19 protein-coding genes are annotated in these 14660 nt (G+C 53.3%); 6 read left to right on the top strand and 13 right to left on the bottom strand.

The window, feature by feature from the left end:
* Positions 1–39 precede the first annotated feature (39 nt).
* Positions 40–273 (bottom strand): hypothetical protein, encoded by a 234-nt coding sequence (locus V0288_RS02370; protein WP_332863408.1) that lies wholly within the window; start codon positions 271–273, stop codon positions 40–42.
* A gap of 93 nt (positions 274–366) precedes the next feature.
* Positions 367–1239 carry an Hpt domain-containing protein gene (locus V0288_RS02365; RefSeq protein ID WP_332863407.1) on the bottom strand — a complete coding sequence of 291 codons (873 nt, stop codon included), beginning with the start codon at positions 1237–1239 and terminating at the stop codon, positions 367–369.
* Between V0288_RS02365 and V0288_RS02360 the strand changes: the two genes are divergently transcribed.
* Positions 1219–1416 (top strand): hypothetical protein, encoded by a 198-nt coding sequence (locus tag V0288_RS02360; protein WP_332863406.1) that lies wholly within the window; start codon positions 1219–1221, stop codon positions 1414–1416. The two genes, V0288_RS02365 and V0288_RS02360, sit on opposite strands and share 21 nt — an antisense overlap.
* Positions 1417–1553: 137 nt before the next feature.
* On the opposite strand, the gene V0288_RS02355 is transcribed toward V0288_RS02360, so the two are convergent.
* A complete protein-coding gene (locus V0288_RS02355; protein WP_332863405.1) occupies positions 1554–1964 on the bottom strand; it encodes an alr0857 family protein in 411 nt (136 codons plus the stop codon).
* Between the two features lie 47 nt (positions 1965–2011).
* On the bottom strand, positions 2012–2524 hold the full coding sequence (locus V0288_RS02350; protein ID WP_332863404.1) for an HNH endonuclease: 513 nt from the start codon (positions 2522–2524) through the stop codon (positions 2012–2014).
* A 429-nt stretch (positions 2525–2953) separates the two neighbouring features.
* Here V0288_RS02350 and V0288_RS02345 point away from each other — a divergent pair, with 429 nt between their 5' ends.
* The gene (locus V0288_RS02345) at positions 2954–3289 is read left to right on the top strand and encodes a hypothetical protein (RefSeq protein ID WP_332863403.1); all 336 of its coding nucleotides are present in this window, start codon (positions 2954–2956) and stop codon (positions 3287–3289) included.
* Between the two features lie 188 nt (positions 3290–3477).
* On the opposite strand, the gene hppD is transcribed toward V0288_RS02345, so the two are convergent.
* The 5 genes from hppD to V0288_RS02320 all read right to left on the bottom strand — a co-directional run bounded on the left by hppD (position 3478) and on the right by V0288_RS02320 (position 7167).
* The gene (gene hppD / locus V0288_RS02340) at positions 3478–4569 is read right to left on the bottom strand and encodes a 4-hydroxyphenylpyruvate dioxygenase (protein WP_332863402.1); all 1092 of its coding nucleotides are present in this window, start codon (positions 4567–4569) and stop codon (positions 3478–3480) included.
* Positions 4570–4659: 90 nt separating this feature from the next.
* Entirely contained in the window at positions 4660–5361 is a 702-nt protein-coding gene (locus V0288_RS02335) for an SDR family oxidoreductase (protein ID WP_332863401.1), read from the bottom strand.
* Between the two features lie 65 nt (positions 5362–5426).
* The gene (locus tag V0288_RS02330; RefSeq protein WP_332863400.1) at positions 5427–5762 is read right to left on the bottom strand and encodes a c-type cytochrome; all 336 of its coding nucleotides are present in this window, start codon (positions 5760–5762) and stop codon (positions 5427–5429) included.
* Positions 5755–6537 (bottom strand): 16S rRNA (guanine(527)-N(7))-methyltransferase RsmG, encoded by a 783-nt coding sequence (gene rsmG / locus V0288_RS02325; protein ID WP_332863399.1) that lies wholly within the window; start codon positions 6535–6537, stop codon positions 5755–5757. The genes V0288_RS02330 and rsmG overlap by 8 nt, the downstream gene beginning before the upstream one ends.
* Positions 6538–7167: an ABC transporter ATP-binding protein gene (locus V0288_RS02320; protein ID WP_332863398.1), complete on the bottom strand. Its 630-nt coding sequence runs from the start codon at positions 7165–7167 to the stop codon at positions 6538–6540.
* Between the two features lie 85 nt (positions 7168–7252).
* Here V0288_RS02320 and V0288_RS02315 point away from each other — a divergent pair, with 85 nt between their 5' ends.
* Positions 7253–8170, top strand: coding sequence for a Sll0314/Alr1548 family TPR repeat-containing protein (locus V0288_RS02315; protein WP_332863397.1), 918 nt, complete (start codon positions 7253–7255; stop codon positions 8168–8170).
* A gap of 473 nt (positions 8171–8643) precedes the next feature.
* Here the strand turns inward: V0288_RS02315 and V0288_RS02310 are convergent, their stop codons facing one another.
* On the bottom strand, positions 8644–9642 hold the full coding sequence (locus tag V0288_RS02310) for an aspartate carbamoyltransferase catalytic subunit (RefSeq protein ID WP_332863396.1): 999 nt from the start codon (positions 9640–9642) through the stop codon (positions 8644–8646).
* A gap of 93 nt (positions 9643–9735) precedes the next feature.
* Here V0288_RS02310 and V0288_RS02305 point away from each other — a divergent pair, with 93 nt between their 5' ends.
* From V0288_RS02305 to V0288_RS02295, 3 genes are all read left to right on the top strand, one after another.
* Positions 9736–10452: a GUN4 domain-containing protein gene (locus V0288_RS02305; RefSeq protein WP_332863395.1), complete on the top strand. Its 717-nt coding sequence runs from the start codon at positions 9736–9738 to the stop codon at positions 10450–10452.
* Between the two features lie 76 nt (positions 10453–10528).
* A complete protein-coding gene (locus tag V0288_RS02300; RefSeq protein ID WP_332863394.1) occupies positions 10529–12031 on the top strand; it encodes an efflux RND transporter periplasmic adaptor subunit in 1503 nt (500 codons plus the stop codon).
* A gap of 80 nt (positions 12032–12111) precedes the next feature.
* Positions 12112–12612, top strand: coding sequence for an ureidoglycolate lyase (locus V0288_RS02295; RefSeq protein ID WP_332863393.1), 501 nt, complete (start codon positions 12112–12114; stop codon positions 12610–12612).
* Positions 12613–12703: 91 nt separating this feature from the next.
* Here V0288_RS02295 and V0288_RS02290 read toward each other — a convergent pair whose 3' ends face one another.
* The 3 genes from V0288_RS02290 to ureE all read right to left on the bottom strand — a co-directional run bounded on the left by V0288_RS02290 (position 12704) and on the right by ureE (position 14650).
* Positions 12704–13276, bottom strand: coding sequence for a Uma2 family endonuclease (locus tag V0288_RS02290; protein ID WP_332863392.1), 573 nt, complete (start codon positions 13274–13276; stop codon positions 12704–12706).
* Positions 13277–13355: 79 nt separating this feature from the next.
* On the bottom strand, positions 13356–14036 hold the full coding sequence (locus tag V0288_RS02285; protein ID WP_332863391.1) for an urease accessory protein UreF: 681 nt from the start codon (positions 14034–14036) through the stop codon (positions 13356–13358).
* Between the two features lie 131 nt (positions 14037–14167).
* Complete coding sequence (gene ureE / locus V0288_RS02280) at positions 14168–14650, bottom strand: urease accessory protein UreE (RefSeq protein ID WP_422661879.1); 483 nt, start codon at positions 14648–14650, stop codon at positions 14168–14170.
* Between the last annotated feature and the right edge of the window lie 10 nt (positions 14651–14660).

Raw genomic sequence — 14660 nt, 5'->3', positions numbered from 1 at the left:
TAGAGTGGAAAAACGCGGTCTTTTCGGGGGCTTTCCCGTTCAGGAGTTCCGATAATCGGGACAGTCGATCGCTTTTTCGGTGTTGGCGATCGTCGGTTGGACGGGGCATTTGAGTCGGTAGTCGTTGGTAAAATAGCGACAGCGGGCGCAGGGGATAGCGTGCATCCGTCTGGCGACCCGAAAACCGTCCCGCAGGGCGCTCCAGAGCGTCCAGAAAATCAGACTGGAAACGGAGACGGCGACGGCGAACCGGAAAATTACGAACACTTCCATATCGATCGAACGGGATCTCGGGCGTGGATTCCGTCATTCTATCGCCCGATCGCCGGGGCGCGGATTCCTCGCCCGACCGAGATCGCCGGGGATTCACTTGGCCGTCTGTAGTAATTGCACGAGTTGCGCTACCTGCTGTCGGTCGAACATTTTTAACACCATCCCGGCCAGGGCTTTCGGTTCGAGGGGAACGAGGATATGGGGGGATCGGGCGCCGGCCAATTGTTGTAAGCCGTTATCGGTGGTGATGTCCGCGGCCCGATCGAGTTCGAGAAGATCGCCGGCTTTCTTGAGTTCCCCGATCACCACGGGAGCCAGGGTGTAGTACGAGTGTTTCGGGTTGGCGATCGCCTGTTTGGCCGTGTTGACGAGATTTTGCCAGCGGGTTTCCGAGGGAGCGATCGAGTTCAACCCCGCGCAGATCTGCTGTAACTGTTGCCGGGTGGCCGGGCTGTCCCCCTGTTTGAAAACCTGTAGCATTTGCTTGAGCAGTTGCCGGATCTTGGCATTCGGGGACTCGCGAACGACGCTTGGCGCGCTCTCCCCGGCCAGCAGGGAATTCAGATGGTTTTGCAGTTCCGTGAAGGTGGGTTCCCCGCGGGAAACGATCGCGTTCGCCTCCTCGTTTTGCAGTCCGAAGGGCCCCTGTAGCTTATCGATCAACTCGTTCAGGGTATCGTAGCCCTTGAGGAAGAGCGATTCTAATTTCTGATCGATCGATACGCGATTTTCCTTGAGGATCTTGAACGCGTCTTCCAGACGGTGCGCGGTTTTTTGAATACTGTTGTACCCCAACATGGCCGCTCCCCCCTTAACCGAGTGAGCGGCGCGGAACATCTCGTTCATCTGTTCCGTGTCGTTAACCAGATTCGCCAGGTCTAAAAGTCCCCGTTCGATGGTTTCTAGGTGTTCTTTCGATTCTTCGATGAAGTAACCGAGAATTTTTTGAGAGCTTGCCGCGTCCAAGGGGATGTCCTCCGCGAGAGATTACCTTCTTTCAGTTTTAGATTGCCCGATTTCGCGGCGAAAGTATCAGGAGACAACCGCTCGGAATTCAAAAATTGTCGTGTGGTTAGGGAGTCAGGAGTCAGGAGTCAGGAGTCGGGAGTCGGGAGTCGGGAGTCGGGAGTCAGGGATATGTAGCTCAAAATTCCCCGAAAAACTTATTTATCTTGTAAAAATTCAGTTTTTTAAGTTCTTAGACCTCCAGCGACGGATAGTGTCAAAGATCTCGGGGAAAGGGAACGTCGATCTTCTTCGGTTCCCGCTCCCCGATCGATCTACTCGTTGACGACATAGGCGCCGAATTCCGACTCTTTCCAGACCCGATCGAGGAAAGACTCCACCCGATCGCTCAGACCGCAGACGAAAATCCCCTCTTCGCTCTCCTCGCCGAAAACGAGCCAGGTTCCCTGTAAACATACCTCGATCGCCTCCGCGTCAGGGCCGGCCAGAACCACCGCGGGAGAATTTTCCCCGTCGATCAGGGTTTCTAACTCCGCGAGATAGGGAATATTCCCCGGCAGTAAGAACGAGGCCGTGCTGGGTTCGACTCCCAAACGAGTCCCGGAACGCAGGGCCAATAACACGCGCGTCGTCACCCATTTCTCGACCGAATCGGGCAGGCGCTCTAACTGAAAACCGTTTTCCGTATACGTTAATTTCAACATGAAAATCACCCAGAGGTTCATTATTCGCGCGTCGTGGCGGGAATTTCCTCGAAAATGCCCGCGAAGGGTTAAGAAGGGGAACGGGTTTGCCAGAACTGTTCGGCGAAGAGGATCGCGGGATGGATCGGCGCTTTGGGAACGCTTTTCAAGCTCATTCCGGCTTCCCGCGGGGTTCGATCGCCCTTGGAACCGTTACAGGATTCGCAAGCGGTGACGAGGTTTTCCCAGGTGTTCCGGCCGCCTCTCGATCGGGGGAAAATGTGATCGAGCGTCAGATTCGATCGGGACCCGCAGTATTGACACCGGTATTTATCCCGTTTGAGAACTTCCCGACGGTTGACCGCGGGGGGTTTCCAGAACCGTTCGAGCGATCGGGCCGTCAATCGGATCGTATCGGGAACCTGTAGGACGAAATTCGCCGCTTTCACCTCGCGGTAGGTACTGGCTAGGGAATCGAGCGGTTCGGCCTTGCCGGTGACGAGTAGGATGATGGCGCGGCGGGTGTCCACGTTGCTGATGGGAAGGTAGTTCCGGGAAAAAACAACTACCGATCGAGTCAAAGATTCAGGGGAGTAGCTCACGGCTTTTCTCTCGTTTTTAGGAAAGGAATCGGGATAGATACTCGAAACCCCCGCTTCGGGTGGGTAGAAGCGGGGGTTCGGTCTCGATCGAATCTTGGAGTCCTATATCGGTACGGCTATCGGGTCCCGTACCTCCCGCTTATACATCGAATTCGGCGCTTTCTCGCTCTCGCCCCGGAAATAATCTCGGACGAGAATACTAATAAATCTCCCGGCTACAGGAAGATTTTGGTTTCCATTTTGTCCTATCCCACCGGAAAAACGCTCCGCGCCCGTACCTCGCCACTCGGCGGCCGAGAGGCGGGAACAGATGGGGGAACGTTCGAGGGATAAGGGTTTCATGGCGGAAGGCGAGATAGTTGTGAAAGACGACTCTTTAATACTACACTTGTAATACCAATCTGTCTAGTATTTTGGGAGGAAAAAATTATGCGGACAATCGCGCGCACCACCACCACCGAGATGGAAGTCACGAGTATCCGACTGGAAAGGGTTCTCAAGGAGAAATTAAAAGAACTCTCGGGTAATCAGGGCTATCAAGCCCTCATTCGCGATATTCTCTGGAATTTCGTGCATCAGAAGTCCGGCGACTACCGACCTACTTTTTGTGCCGCCGATATCCGGGCGACTTTCGACGCTACAGCTAGAAAAGATGAGAGTTGCGCCCTCACCGGCAAGTTAATTCAAGCGGACGAACCGATGTTACTAGGTTTGACGATTCACGGGGATCTGGTTCCGTTGAGCGCGGACAGTTTCGCCCAGTAGAGCGATCGGTTATCAATTCTCGGTAGGGGCGCGAGCCTCGCGCCCCTACAGCCTGCTAATAACGGTTATTTCTGACGGCTGACCGCGAACCAACGGGTTACAAGCCTCCCCGGTGGCCGGGAAAAGTTTTGGGAGGTAGTACAAAATCCCTCCTGCCTCCTGCCTCCTGCCTCCTGCCTCCATCAAGGCTATTCGATCGCTCCCCTGGCGATCTGTTCCCGTTCGATCGCCTCGAAGAGAGCCTGAAAATTTCCCTCCCCGAAACCCCGCGCGTTCTGTCTTCTCTCGATCAGTTCAAAGAAGAAGGTGGGCCGATCGAAAATCGGTTTCGTGAAGATCTGTAAGAGGGTGGATTCGCGGAAATGATCCGCGCGATCGCCCCCGTTTTCGACATCGATTAAAATTTCTCTCGCTTGAATCTCTCGCCATTCTTCGGGGGAAAATTGTAGATATAAATCATTATTTTCTAACTTTTGATAGTAGTTTTTCGGAACGGTTAGGAAGGATAAACCAGCACTCCTAAGCTTTTCGGTGGTTCGCGGGATCGTTTTTGTCTTTAAGGCGATATGTTGGATTCCCGCGGTTTTGTTAATGTCTAAAAATTCTTGGATCTGCGAGGTTCGATCGCTCGGTTCGTTAATCGGTAACTGTACGCCGCTTTCCGGGTGTACCATCACCTGAGAGTATAAACCCGATCGAGCGGTTTTGATCGTGAATCTTTGTTTTTTTTGAAAGCCTAAATATTTCTCGTACCAATTCGCCGTTTTTTCTAAATCTCCTTGAAAAACATTTAGCACGATATGATCGATGCCGATAAAATCGGTACTGGCAATCGGTTTGATTGAAGAGCTTTCTATGAAAATATCGGGTAAAATCGGAGTCTCACCGTGACGCTCGATAAAGGTGTGCTGAAAATCGGCGATGCTTCTCACCGATAGGGTTTTCATTCTCCCGTCGGGAAAATTGAATTCTTTAATTTGTCCCTCTAGAGAATGTTCCCATACAAACTTTTCTAAATCCGTTACCGAGAAAGCGACATCGACTACCCCCGGAGGATAAGTATCGAGAAATCGGGCTACGGGACTACTCGAATCGAGCGGGGAAGAGAGAACGAAAATGACGCTTTCCGGACGGGATCGATCGAATCCATTACCGACGATTTCCGTCGCGGTGTGATCGTTTCTCCCCCCGGCGATCGAGTGAAATCCCATAACCCGAACGAACCAATCCCGCCACTCTACCGCGGAGGGAACGTAGAAATGAATATAATCGATGTGCATAGATATAGGAGTCAGAAGGCAGGAGGCAGGAGCGGAAAATCGATCGACGTTATGGTAAAGGAGCGATCGAATTTCCGGATTCGAGATCGATCACAGAAATAAATGACTTTCCGGCTGGATGGTGATTTCCGTGGGGACGGCTTGCGGTTCGGCGGTTAGGGCGAAATAAATCGCGTCGGCCGCGGTGGACGCGTTTAACATCTTCGATCGATCCACCTTCAAACTTACCTCGTCCCAGAAAGGCGTATCGACCCCACCGAAATAAAATAACGTTACCTTGATCCCGTAGCGTTTTACCTCGTCCGCGAGACATTTGCTAAAACCGACAACCCCGTATTTCGACGCGCAGTAAGCGGCGGCCATCGCCATCGGGTATTTCCCCAGAATTCCCACCACGTTACAGATATGGCCCGATCGATTGTCCTTCATCACGTTAGCCGCCGCTTGAGAAGTGTAAAAGCTCCCTTTTAGATTCAAATCGAGCATTCTGTCCAGATCTTCGGGCGCGATCTTGTTGTACTGCTTCATCACCCCCGCGCCGGCCGCGTTCACCAGCGCATCCAGTCGTCCGGCGGTCGCGACGATTTTCTCCATCAGCGTGTTCACCTGTTCGGGATCGGTAATATCGGTGGGAACGGTTAACGCGCCGGGGAATTCCGTGGCGAGAGCGGCTAATTTTTCGGGATTTTTCCCGGTTAGAATTAATTTCGCCCCCGTAGGCGCGAGTTTTCGGGCTAGGGCCGATCCGATGCCACCGGTCGCCCCGACGATCAGCACGACTTTATCGCTCATAATTCTTTATATTTCTTTACAAATATTATTGTAAAGGTTTTCCCCGAGGGAGGAAACGATCGCCGTTACTTTGCCCAGTTCACTCCCGCTCTTTGCAGGACGTACCTAGCCACTTCCTCGATCTCCGCGGGGGTTAATTTCTCCTTGAATGCGGACATTACCCCTTTGCCGTTGGTGACGATCAATCCGATCGCTTCCACCGAGTCCATCCGGAATTTTTTCAGATCTCTCATCTGTAAGGTTCTCCCCCGTCGGATAATATTGCCCCCGTTCGGATGGCAACCCGCGCAATGTACCTCGAACAGTCGCGCCCCGTTCTCGGCGAGAACGGGGGATATTGGGAATACTAGAGCGATCGACAGCAATATAACGGCTAAAATCCGAAAAATAACCTTATTCATTGTTAATTTCTTTTGACAATACACTTTCCACGCTTTCCATCTCCTGCCTTCCGCCTCCTGCCCCCTTCAATTTCAGCGATCGATCGCGGATTTCCTCCTGTTTAGACAGATAAATACAGTGACGAACCCCGCCGGTAAGAGGGGTCTGGAAAGCCTCGATTCTCTCGATTTTACCGCCTAAAGCGGCGACGGTGGGTTCTAAAGCGGCGGTCTCTTCCTCCGTCCACAGACCGCGGTAGAGAATCGCGATTCCCCCGACTTTTAAAAACGGGAAAGCGTAGTTCGCGCAGAGGGAAGCGTTACCGACGGCGCGGGTACAGACGAGATCGTAACTCGATCGATGGTCTTTCGTTTTACCGACAGCTTCGGCTCTTCCTACCACGGTTCGCGTGTTCTGTAAACCTAATTCCGCGGTGAGGGTGGTGAGAAAATCGATTTTTTTGCGCGTCGAGTCCAGTAACGTCACCTTCCAATCGGGATAGACGATCGCGAGCGGCACACCGGGGAACCCCGCGCCGGTTCCCACATCGATCGCCGAGAGGGGTTTCGCGAGGAATTCCGATCGCTCCCGTTGTAACCAAGCTAGACCGGAGAGGGAATCCCAGAGATGTTTTTCCCAGAATTCCCGCGGTTCGGTAATCCGGGTGAGATTTAGCCGTTGATTGCCCTCTAAAACGCGATCGAATAGTTGTCGGAATCGCGATTGGATAACCTCGTCCGGTTGCCATTGTAGGGTATCGCGCCAGATATCGAAAAATTCGGGAAGATGTTCCATTTATTTCAAGATTTGTAATTTTCCCCGATCGATTTTCCACTGTCGATCGGCGATATTCATCAATTCTCCCGCGTCGTGACTCACTACCAACAGCGTCCAATGTTGTTTGAGATTGGCCAACAATTTCGCCAGTTGACGACGCATCGACCAATCGAGTCCCGCGGTCGGTTCATCGAGAAGGAGTAGATTCGGTTGACGGATTAACTGTACCGCGAGGGAGAGGCGCCGTTGTTGTCCCCCGCTGAGATCGTGGGGGGAGGTGTTGAGGGGGATATCGTCGAGACCGACTTCTTTTAACGCGTCGGTAATGCGATCGCTCCCGATTTCCGGGTGTCCCAATCGTAATTCTTCTAAAATCGTTTTCCCGCAAAAATGGCGCTCGGGAAACTGGAAAACGATCCCCCCTAGCTGTTGTAAGCTGAGAACCGATAATTCTTGCTCTCGCCAGTAGATCGATCCCCCGGTTTTATCGGCAAACCCTGCTAGAATTTCCAAAAGGGTGGTTTTTCCGGAACCACTGGGGCCGACGATCAATCCTAATTCTCGCGGGGCCAATTCCAGATTAATCCCCTGAAGGATCGGGGTAACGGTAGCGGGAGGGTGGTAGACGACATTTTGTAGGGAAAGCATTTAACGCGGTTATGACGACCGGTTCGGTCTTGATACTCGTTTCCATTGTGACAGATTTTATCGCTTCTTTTGGAGATTCTCGATTATGGTTGTGAGGATACGTTTGACGAAAAAAATCGCGCTCGGTGTCTCTCTGGTGACGACTCTGCTCGTCGGCGGTTTAACGAATCCCGCGTTCGCGGGCGATCCTTTCCGCAAGACGAATCCGAAACCGATCGGCGATAAAACCGAGGCCGCTTTTAACGCGATTTTTAAAGATGGCAATTATCCCGACGCGAAGAGATTGGTGACCGAGGCGACGGAAAAGGAACCGAACGAACCGTTAGCCCACGCGATGCGCGCGTCTCTCGCTTACACCGATAAGGACTGGGAAACGCTGAAAACCTACGCCGAGAAAACCACGGCCGCGGCGCGGGGATTGCAATCGATCGATCCCATGCGATCGAATCTCTATCTCGCGGTGGGCAGTTTTCTGGAGGGGACTTACGTTTTTCAAACCGAGGGGCCGGTTTCGGCATTACCCCGACTGCAACAAGTGTTTCAATATCTCGATAACGCGGAAAAATTAGGCGCGACCGATCCGGAGTTGAATTTACTCAAGGGGTATATGGATCTGATGCTGGCGGTGAATTTACCTTTCGCCAGTCCGGATCAGGCCCGCGAGCGCCTGGAAAAGTACGCTAGTCCCGATTATCTCGTCGATCGGGGGATCGCGCTGGCCTATCGCGACGAGAAAAACTACGACGCGGCCCTGCGGTATATCGATAACGCGCTGAAAGCCACTCCCGAAAATCCGGAATTACTGTACCTCAAGGGTCAGATCCTTCGGAATCAGGGTAATAAAGCCAAAAATGCCGATTCTCTCAAACAAGCCCTAGATTACTACAATCGGGCGATGAAAAAACAGGATCAACTCCCGGAACCGGTGAAAAAGCAGTTAAATCGCGAGCAACGCAAGGTACAGGAGGAGATTAAAGCGATCGATACCACCGCGAACCGATAATCGGGAGGAGTCAGGAGTCAGGAGTCAGGAGGCAGGAGGCAGGAGGCAGGAGGCAGGAGGCAGGAGGCAGGAGGCAGGAGGCAGGAGACAGGAGACAGGAGTCAGGAGACAGGAGGCAGGAGTCAGGAGTCAGGAGTCAGGAGCCAGGAGGCAGGAGTTAGGAGTTAGGAGTTAGGAGTCAGGAGTTAGGAGGAGAAATATAGAATAATTTCCCTCCAAAATCTTCGAGGTCTAATCAACGCGAGAGGGTGGACGGGTTCCACCCTTTTTTCGTCGTTTCCGATCGGGATGGGGATTTTTTTGAAGAGAGCGTATTGTTAGCGATCACCTTCCGCGAATTCCCCGCTCTTACACCGATTTTCTTGAATTCTAACCGGGATACGGACGGATAAACGGTAAAATTCTTCCTCCTGGCTCCTGCCTCCTGACTCCTGACTCCCTAACCACGGGACAATTTTTGAATTCCACGCTTATTAGCCCGCCTCCTGTTTTAAATTGCCGATTAAATATAACAGCGCCATCCGTACCGCGACCCCGCTCGTTACCTGTTGCGAGATCAGGCTGAACCGCGGATCGTCCATGAGATCCGAACTGATCTCTACCCCGCGATTGACCGGCCCCGGATGTAGTACCCGCGCCCCCGAATTACACATTTTCAATCTCTGCCGGGTGATGCCGAAACGTTGATGATACTCGCGGAGACTGGGGAGAAGATTCGCGGTCATGCGTTCTTTTTGGAGTCGTAGCGTCATCACGAAATCGGCCTTTTCTAGCGCCGGTTCTAACTCCCAGTGTAGGAATAATTTCCCGGGGCGATCGCCCCGGTCGAAAGCCTCGAAATATTTCGGTAACAGCGTCGGCGGCCCGGCGAGATGCACCTCCGCTCCCGCCGCGGTTAAACTCCAGATATTCGATCGAGCGACCCGCGAATGTAAAATATCCCCGACAATGGCGATTTTTTTGCCCTCTAAAAGCTCTAAACGCGGATGCTCGTCATCGAGGAGACAGCAGAGGGTAAAGAGGTCGAGAAGCGCCTGGGAGGGGTGTTCGTGCTGTCCGTCCCCCGCGTTAAGGATACTCACTCCCGATTCTAGGCGATCCATCTCCGCGGCGATCGTGTCCGGAACCCCGGCCCGCTCGTGGCGGATCACGAAAATATCCGTTCCCATCGCCACGTAAGTCAGCGCCGTATCGAGAATCGTTTCCCCTTTGGTGAGACTGGAACTGCCGGGCGCGAAATTGAGAACATCCGCCGAAAGGCGCTTGGCCGCCAGTTCAAAACTGCTTCGGGTGCGCGTCGAGGGTTCAAAAAATAGATTCGTCACCACCTGTCCCTGAAGCGCGGGGACTTTTTTCGTGCGTCGCGAGAGAACTTCCCGGAAACTGGAGGCCGTTTGTAGGAGGGTTCGGTATTCCTCGCCCTGCCAATCCGCCAAACCTAAAATATGATTGCGAGTCCAAGTAAAAGCCATACCGGTCGGGGGTAATTCAAAAGCGACAAAATTTCGTCTATGCTATTCTAGGATTTCTTCGCGTCCATTTATTCAGGCTAATCGATACGGGTTATGAGAAAAGGTTCGCCTACACTTACGGTCTTACTGTCGATCGCTCTATCCCTGGGTTCGATCGCCCCGACGGTCTCTCAACCCGCGTCTACCCCTCTCGTATCCCCGACCACCGGCATCGATTACGCCGGGTTACAGAATCTCCTGAAGCGACAACAATGGCGCCAGGCCAACGATATGACGCGAGATCTGATCTTGCGGGCGACCGGGCGGGAGCGTCAGGGCTGGTTCACTCTAGAAGATTTACAAAAATTAGCCTGTTGGGATTTACAAACGATCGATAATCTCTGGAAAGAAGCGTCGAACGGTCGTTTCGGTTTCAGTCCCCAGTACAAGATCTTTATCGAGACGGGTAATAAACCGGGGCGGTTGGTCGCGATCGAGAACTATCAGGTTTTCGGCGATCGGGTCGGCTGGCGAAAAGGCAATGACTGGATTATTTTCAAAGAAAATCTCGATTACTCCCTCGACGCGCCCCGCGGTCATCTCCCTAGCCTGCGATCGGAATACCAGATCTCCGGCGCGCGTCTAGAATATACCACCCTCGCGCAACGGTTGGTAACTTGTAACATCGTTCCCGCCCCACCCTCCCCCGCTCCTTTCCCCTCTCCCTCTCCCTATCTCTCCCCCTCCTCGGGTTCCCCTACCCCCTCCGTCCCGACACTACGAACCGGTCCCAAATCTCTCCGGTTCGATACAATTAAAGAGACAAAATAACCGATCGCTTTTCTTCCCTCCTGAATCTCTCTCGCCGCTTAACATTTCTTTACTTTAAAAGCGTTTTACTGGAACGATGAATACACGATCTGTTGGCTTTTCAGGATTTTTCGGAACGTCGATCGCGCTCTCTTTTCTGGTCGGTGGGTGCGCTCCCGAAGCGCCGAAAGCCACGGCCCCACCCGCGATCCCGGTCAAATTGCAAACGTTAGAGAGAGACTTATTAATCGATAGTAGCGAGTACGTGGGAACGTTAGAAGCGCGGCAGAGAGTCGCCGTCGCCCCGCGGGTACAGGGCAGAATTCAGACAATTTACGTGAAAGAAGGGGACCAGGTAAAAAGAGGGCAGAAAATCGCCCAACTCACGTCCGAACAGCAACAACAACAGGTCAACGCGGGCATCGGACAGATGAACGCGGCGAAAGCGAATCTCGTGACCGCCGAAGCGCAGTACCGACAACAACAAGCCCAAGCGAGCGCGGAAAGTTCCCGAGTCGCCCAAAGCCGGGCCGGGGTGGCCAACGCGGAAGCGACCGTTAAAACCCAACAGGCGACGCTGAGTTCTCGGGAAGCGGATTTACAGAGAGCGAGAGCCAATCTCGATCTAGCCCAGAAAGATTACGAGCGATCGAGATTTCTCGTTCGCGAAGGGGCGCAATCGCAACAGGAATTGGATAATAAAACCCGTACCATCCGGGCGGCCCGAGCGGAACTAAACGCCGCCACCCAAGATCGCGACGCGGCCCGGCAACAGGTAGAGGCGGCCCGAGCGAGCCTACAGGCCGCTAAAGAAGCGTTAAACGTGGCGATCCGGAATGAGTCGGCTTCCCAGGAACAGGTAGCGGCGGCGCTGGCCACGGTCAATAGCCGGAAAGCCGATATCGCCAACGCCGAGGGGCAATTAGGCGCGACCCGCCAGGATTTGCGGTTTAATACCATTGTCGCGCCGATCGATGGCGTGGTCGGCGATTTCAACCAGTTAAAGGTCGGTGATTTCATTCCCGTGGGGGGCGAATTAACCACCCTGACCAATAATAAAGTTCTCGATCTCAACGTGCAGATCCCGGTCGAATTACAATCGCGTCTACGGGTGGGATTACCCGTGGAAACGATCGAGAAAGACGGTTCCGCGGGGGTAAAAGGTCAAGTCACCTACATCTCCCCCACCGTCTCGCGGGACACGCAATCGGTACTGGTGAAATTCTCCTTCCCCAACGACGGTAGTTTACGCGACCGGCAGTACACCCGCGTCCGCGTGATCTGGGATCGCAAACCGGGGCTTTTAATCCCGACCGAGGCGATTACCAGCGTCGGCACCCAGAAATTCGTCTTCGTGGCCGCGGAGGAAAAACCGGGGGAAGGTCAGCGGGACGTGAAAAAAGACGCGAAAAAAGACACGACAACGCCCGCGGAAACCACCGGATCGCGTCTGGTCGTCCGACAGGTTCCCATTCAAGTGGGGACGATTCAAGGGCAAGCCTATCAGGTACTCTCCGGGGTGAAAGCGGGAGACCGGATCGCGATCGACCAGATTCTCAATCTCCGCGACGGAACCCCGATTAGTGTTAGCCAGCAGTGATCGAGATCGATGATTCGGAAAAATCCGGCGGTTTCTAGCGCGTCGCGTTGGAAGATGTTGTAACGGGAGGTTGTAATTTTATGAATCCATCGATCGATCTCCAACTGATTCCGGCGCGACCGATTACCGTCGAGGATTTCCGTCCCTACGGACAGTTGATCGCGCCCTCCGAGGACGGAAAACCCTTCGATAACGAGGACGCTCGCCTCGAATTGAACCGGGGGACACCGCGTTTTTATATCATGCGTTTACACACGCGGGGGCGGAAATTTTCCCGGATTACCCGTCATAGTCAGTGTACTCAGTGTCTCGGTTCTCTGGGGGGAAAAGAATGGTTTATGGGGGTCGCGCCACCGTCAGAAAGTCCGGAACCGGATCTCGATCGATTGACCGTTTTTCGGATTCCGGGGGATTGTTTTATTAAATTAGAAGTGGGAACCTGGCACGCCGGCCCGTTATTCGATGAAGAATTTATCGATTTTTATAATCTCGAATTAAGCGATACGAATGTCGTCGATCACTTCACGTATGACTTTCGGAAAGAGAGATCGATCGGGTTCGAGATCGTCGATAGCGAGTAAAATTCACGAAAACCTCGGCAGTTCCAGAACGAACCCCGGTAGAATTTTCTCGTAATTAACCGTCAGTTCGGGTTAAGCAAGCGAGGAAAATTCAAGAAAATCTCGGTAGTTCCAGAACGAATCCGGGTAAAACTTCCTCTCCCGATAACGTCGCGGGTAAATCGAGCGTTTCTATCGATCGATCCGGCCGGTAGATCTCTACCTGTTGTTGTCGCAGGTTAATCAACCAACCCAATCGTAAACCGCTCGCCAGATATTCGCGCATTTTCTCCCGCAAAGCTTCTAGAGAATCCGTTCGCGAACGTAACTCGATCGCGAAATCGGGACATAAAGGCGGAAATTTTTCCTGTTCCTCTTCGCTCAACGCTTCCCATCTTTCCCGTCGAATCCACGCTACATCGGGCGATCGATCGCCTCCATTCGGTAAGCGAAAAATTGTCGAGGAACTAAACACCTTGCCCGCGTTACTCTGACGATTCCAGAGCGTAACATCCGCGATCAAGTCAGCTTCTCTCTGTCCGCTTTTTCCGCCGATCGGTGGCATAATTAAAAGTTCTCCCCTCGCGTTCCGTTCTAGCTTCCAAGTTTCATTGACCTGACAGAGAGAATAAAATTGATCGTCTGTCAGATTCACCGAATCTAGATTTAAAACTACCGTATCCATCGTTTTTTATCCCGTCCGAATACGTTCATTTTACTCGATCGATCTCCCGCCATCTCCACGAAAGCGATCGCCCCCGTCCTTAACTACGAAATAGACGACTATACTGGGTTTCGTGGGCGATACTCGCTAAACTCAAGCCCCAACTCCAACTTTCTAAGCGATCGTCCGGCAGTTGTAAAATCTCCTCGGTAGCCCGGAGTAAACGCGGTTGTAATTTTAATAACACCGATTGTCCGGCGGTTTGTCCGAGGGGAATCGTCCGGACTCCCGCGGTGATCAGGTTGCTCGCCCAACTCTGAAGATAGCCTAAAATCGCCGTTTCCTCGGAAATTTCCCAAGTTACCGCGGCGATGGCGAACGCGGTGGCGTAGTTACACCCGTCGGCGAAGGGTACGGTTAAATCCGGGTGTAGCTCGATCGATAATTTTAAAAGCGATCGACCCATCTGCGCGCTCTGTTGCCGTAATTCCGCCGTTTCCCGCGTCGCCGATAGCCAGGCATCCCACCGCGTCACCCCGGCCAGATCCCCGGCGCGAAAACAATGATAAACTCGCCGTAAAACCGCCGTTTCCACGCGGATCGAACCGCGCGCGAGCGATCGACCTAACCAATCGCCCAACGTCTCCGCGCCGCTTATCACACCCCGTTCTACCAGCGTTTCCAATCCCTCGGAGTAACTATAGGCCCCGACGGGAAGGGTAGAACTGGCTAACTGCAATAAGCATAGAATTTCTTTTTTGTCAAGTAAATTTTCGCTCAATTTAAAAACTCGAATTCGGGAAATTGTGTCTTTTTGGTAGATTAGCGGAGCGTAATCCACCCTAAAATCTTTCTCTTGCCTCCTGCCTCCTGCCTCCTGACTCCTGCCTCCTGACTCCTGCCTCCTGCCTCCTAATCCTGTCCGCGTCCGCTTTCTTCGAGTTCGTGGTAATGTTGGTACGCGCCGATCTCCGGCTTAAAAGGGGCGATTTCCTCGGTAATTTCCAGCCCTAAGCCCTCTAGCATCGCCTGGAGGACGGGATCGGGGGCGAGACGTAGATAATCGGGCGCGATCTCTAGTTCGACGTGACGGTTGCCCAGGTGATAGGCGGCTTTCAGGAGTAAATGGGGGGAATGGGCGGTAACGGTGATCACGGGTTCGGGTTTGGCGAAGATCTGCACGATCTCGCCGTTTTCCGCCCGGACAAAATCGCCGTCCTGGAGAATCGTGCCGCGGGGCAAACGGAAACAGAGCGCGAAACCCTCGGGACTTTCCAGACGGTAGCGACTGCGGGCGCGCTCTCCGGCCGTGAGGGAAAGACTGAAAAGAACGGCGGACGGGGGGGGAAGACTGGCGGTATCGCGGGGGGGGAGACGCTCGGTAAAGGTTAGCATGAAAGCGAAA

Origin of the sequence: Pannus brasiliensis CCIBt3594 (assembly GCF_036688125.1) — a bacterium.
GTDB lineage: Bacteria > Cyanobacteriota > Cyanobacteriia > Cyanobacteriales > Microcystaceae > Pannus > Pannus brasiliensis.
Note: the sequence above shows the minus strand (reverse complement) of the source record. Positions and strands in the feature narration are given on the sequence as shown.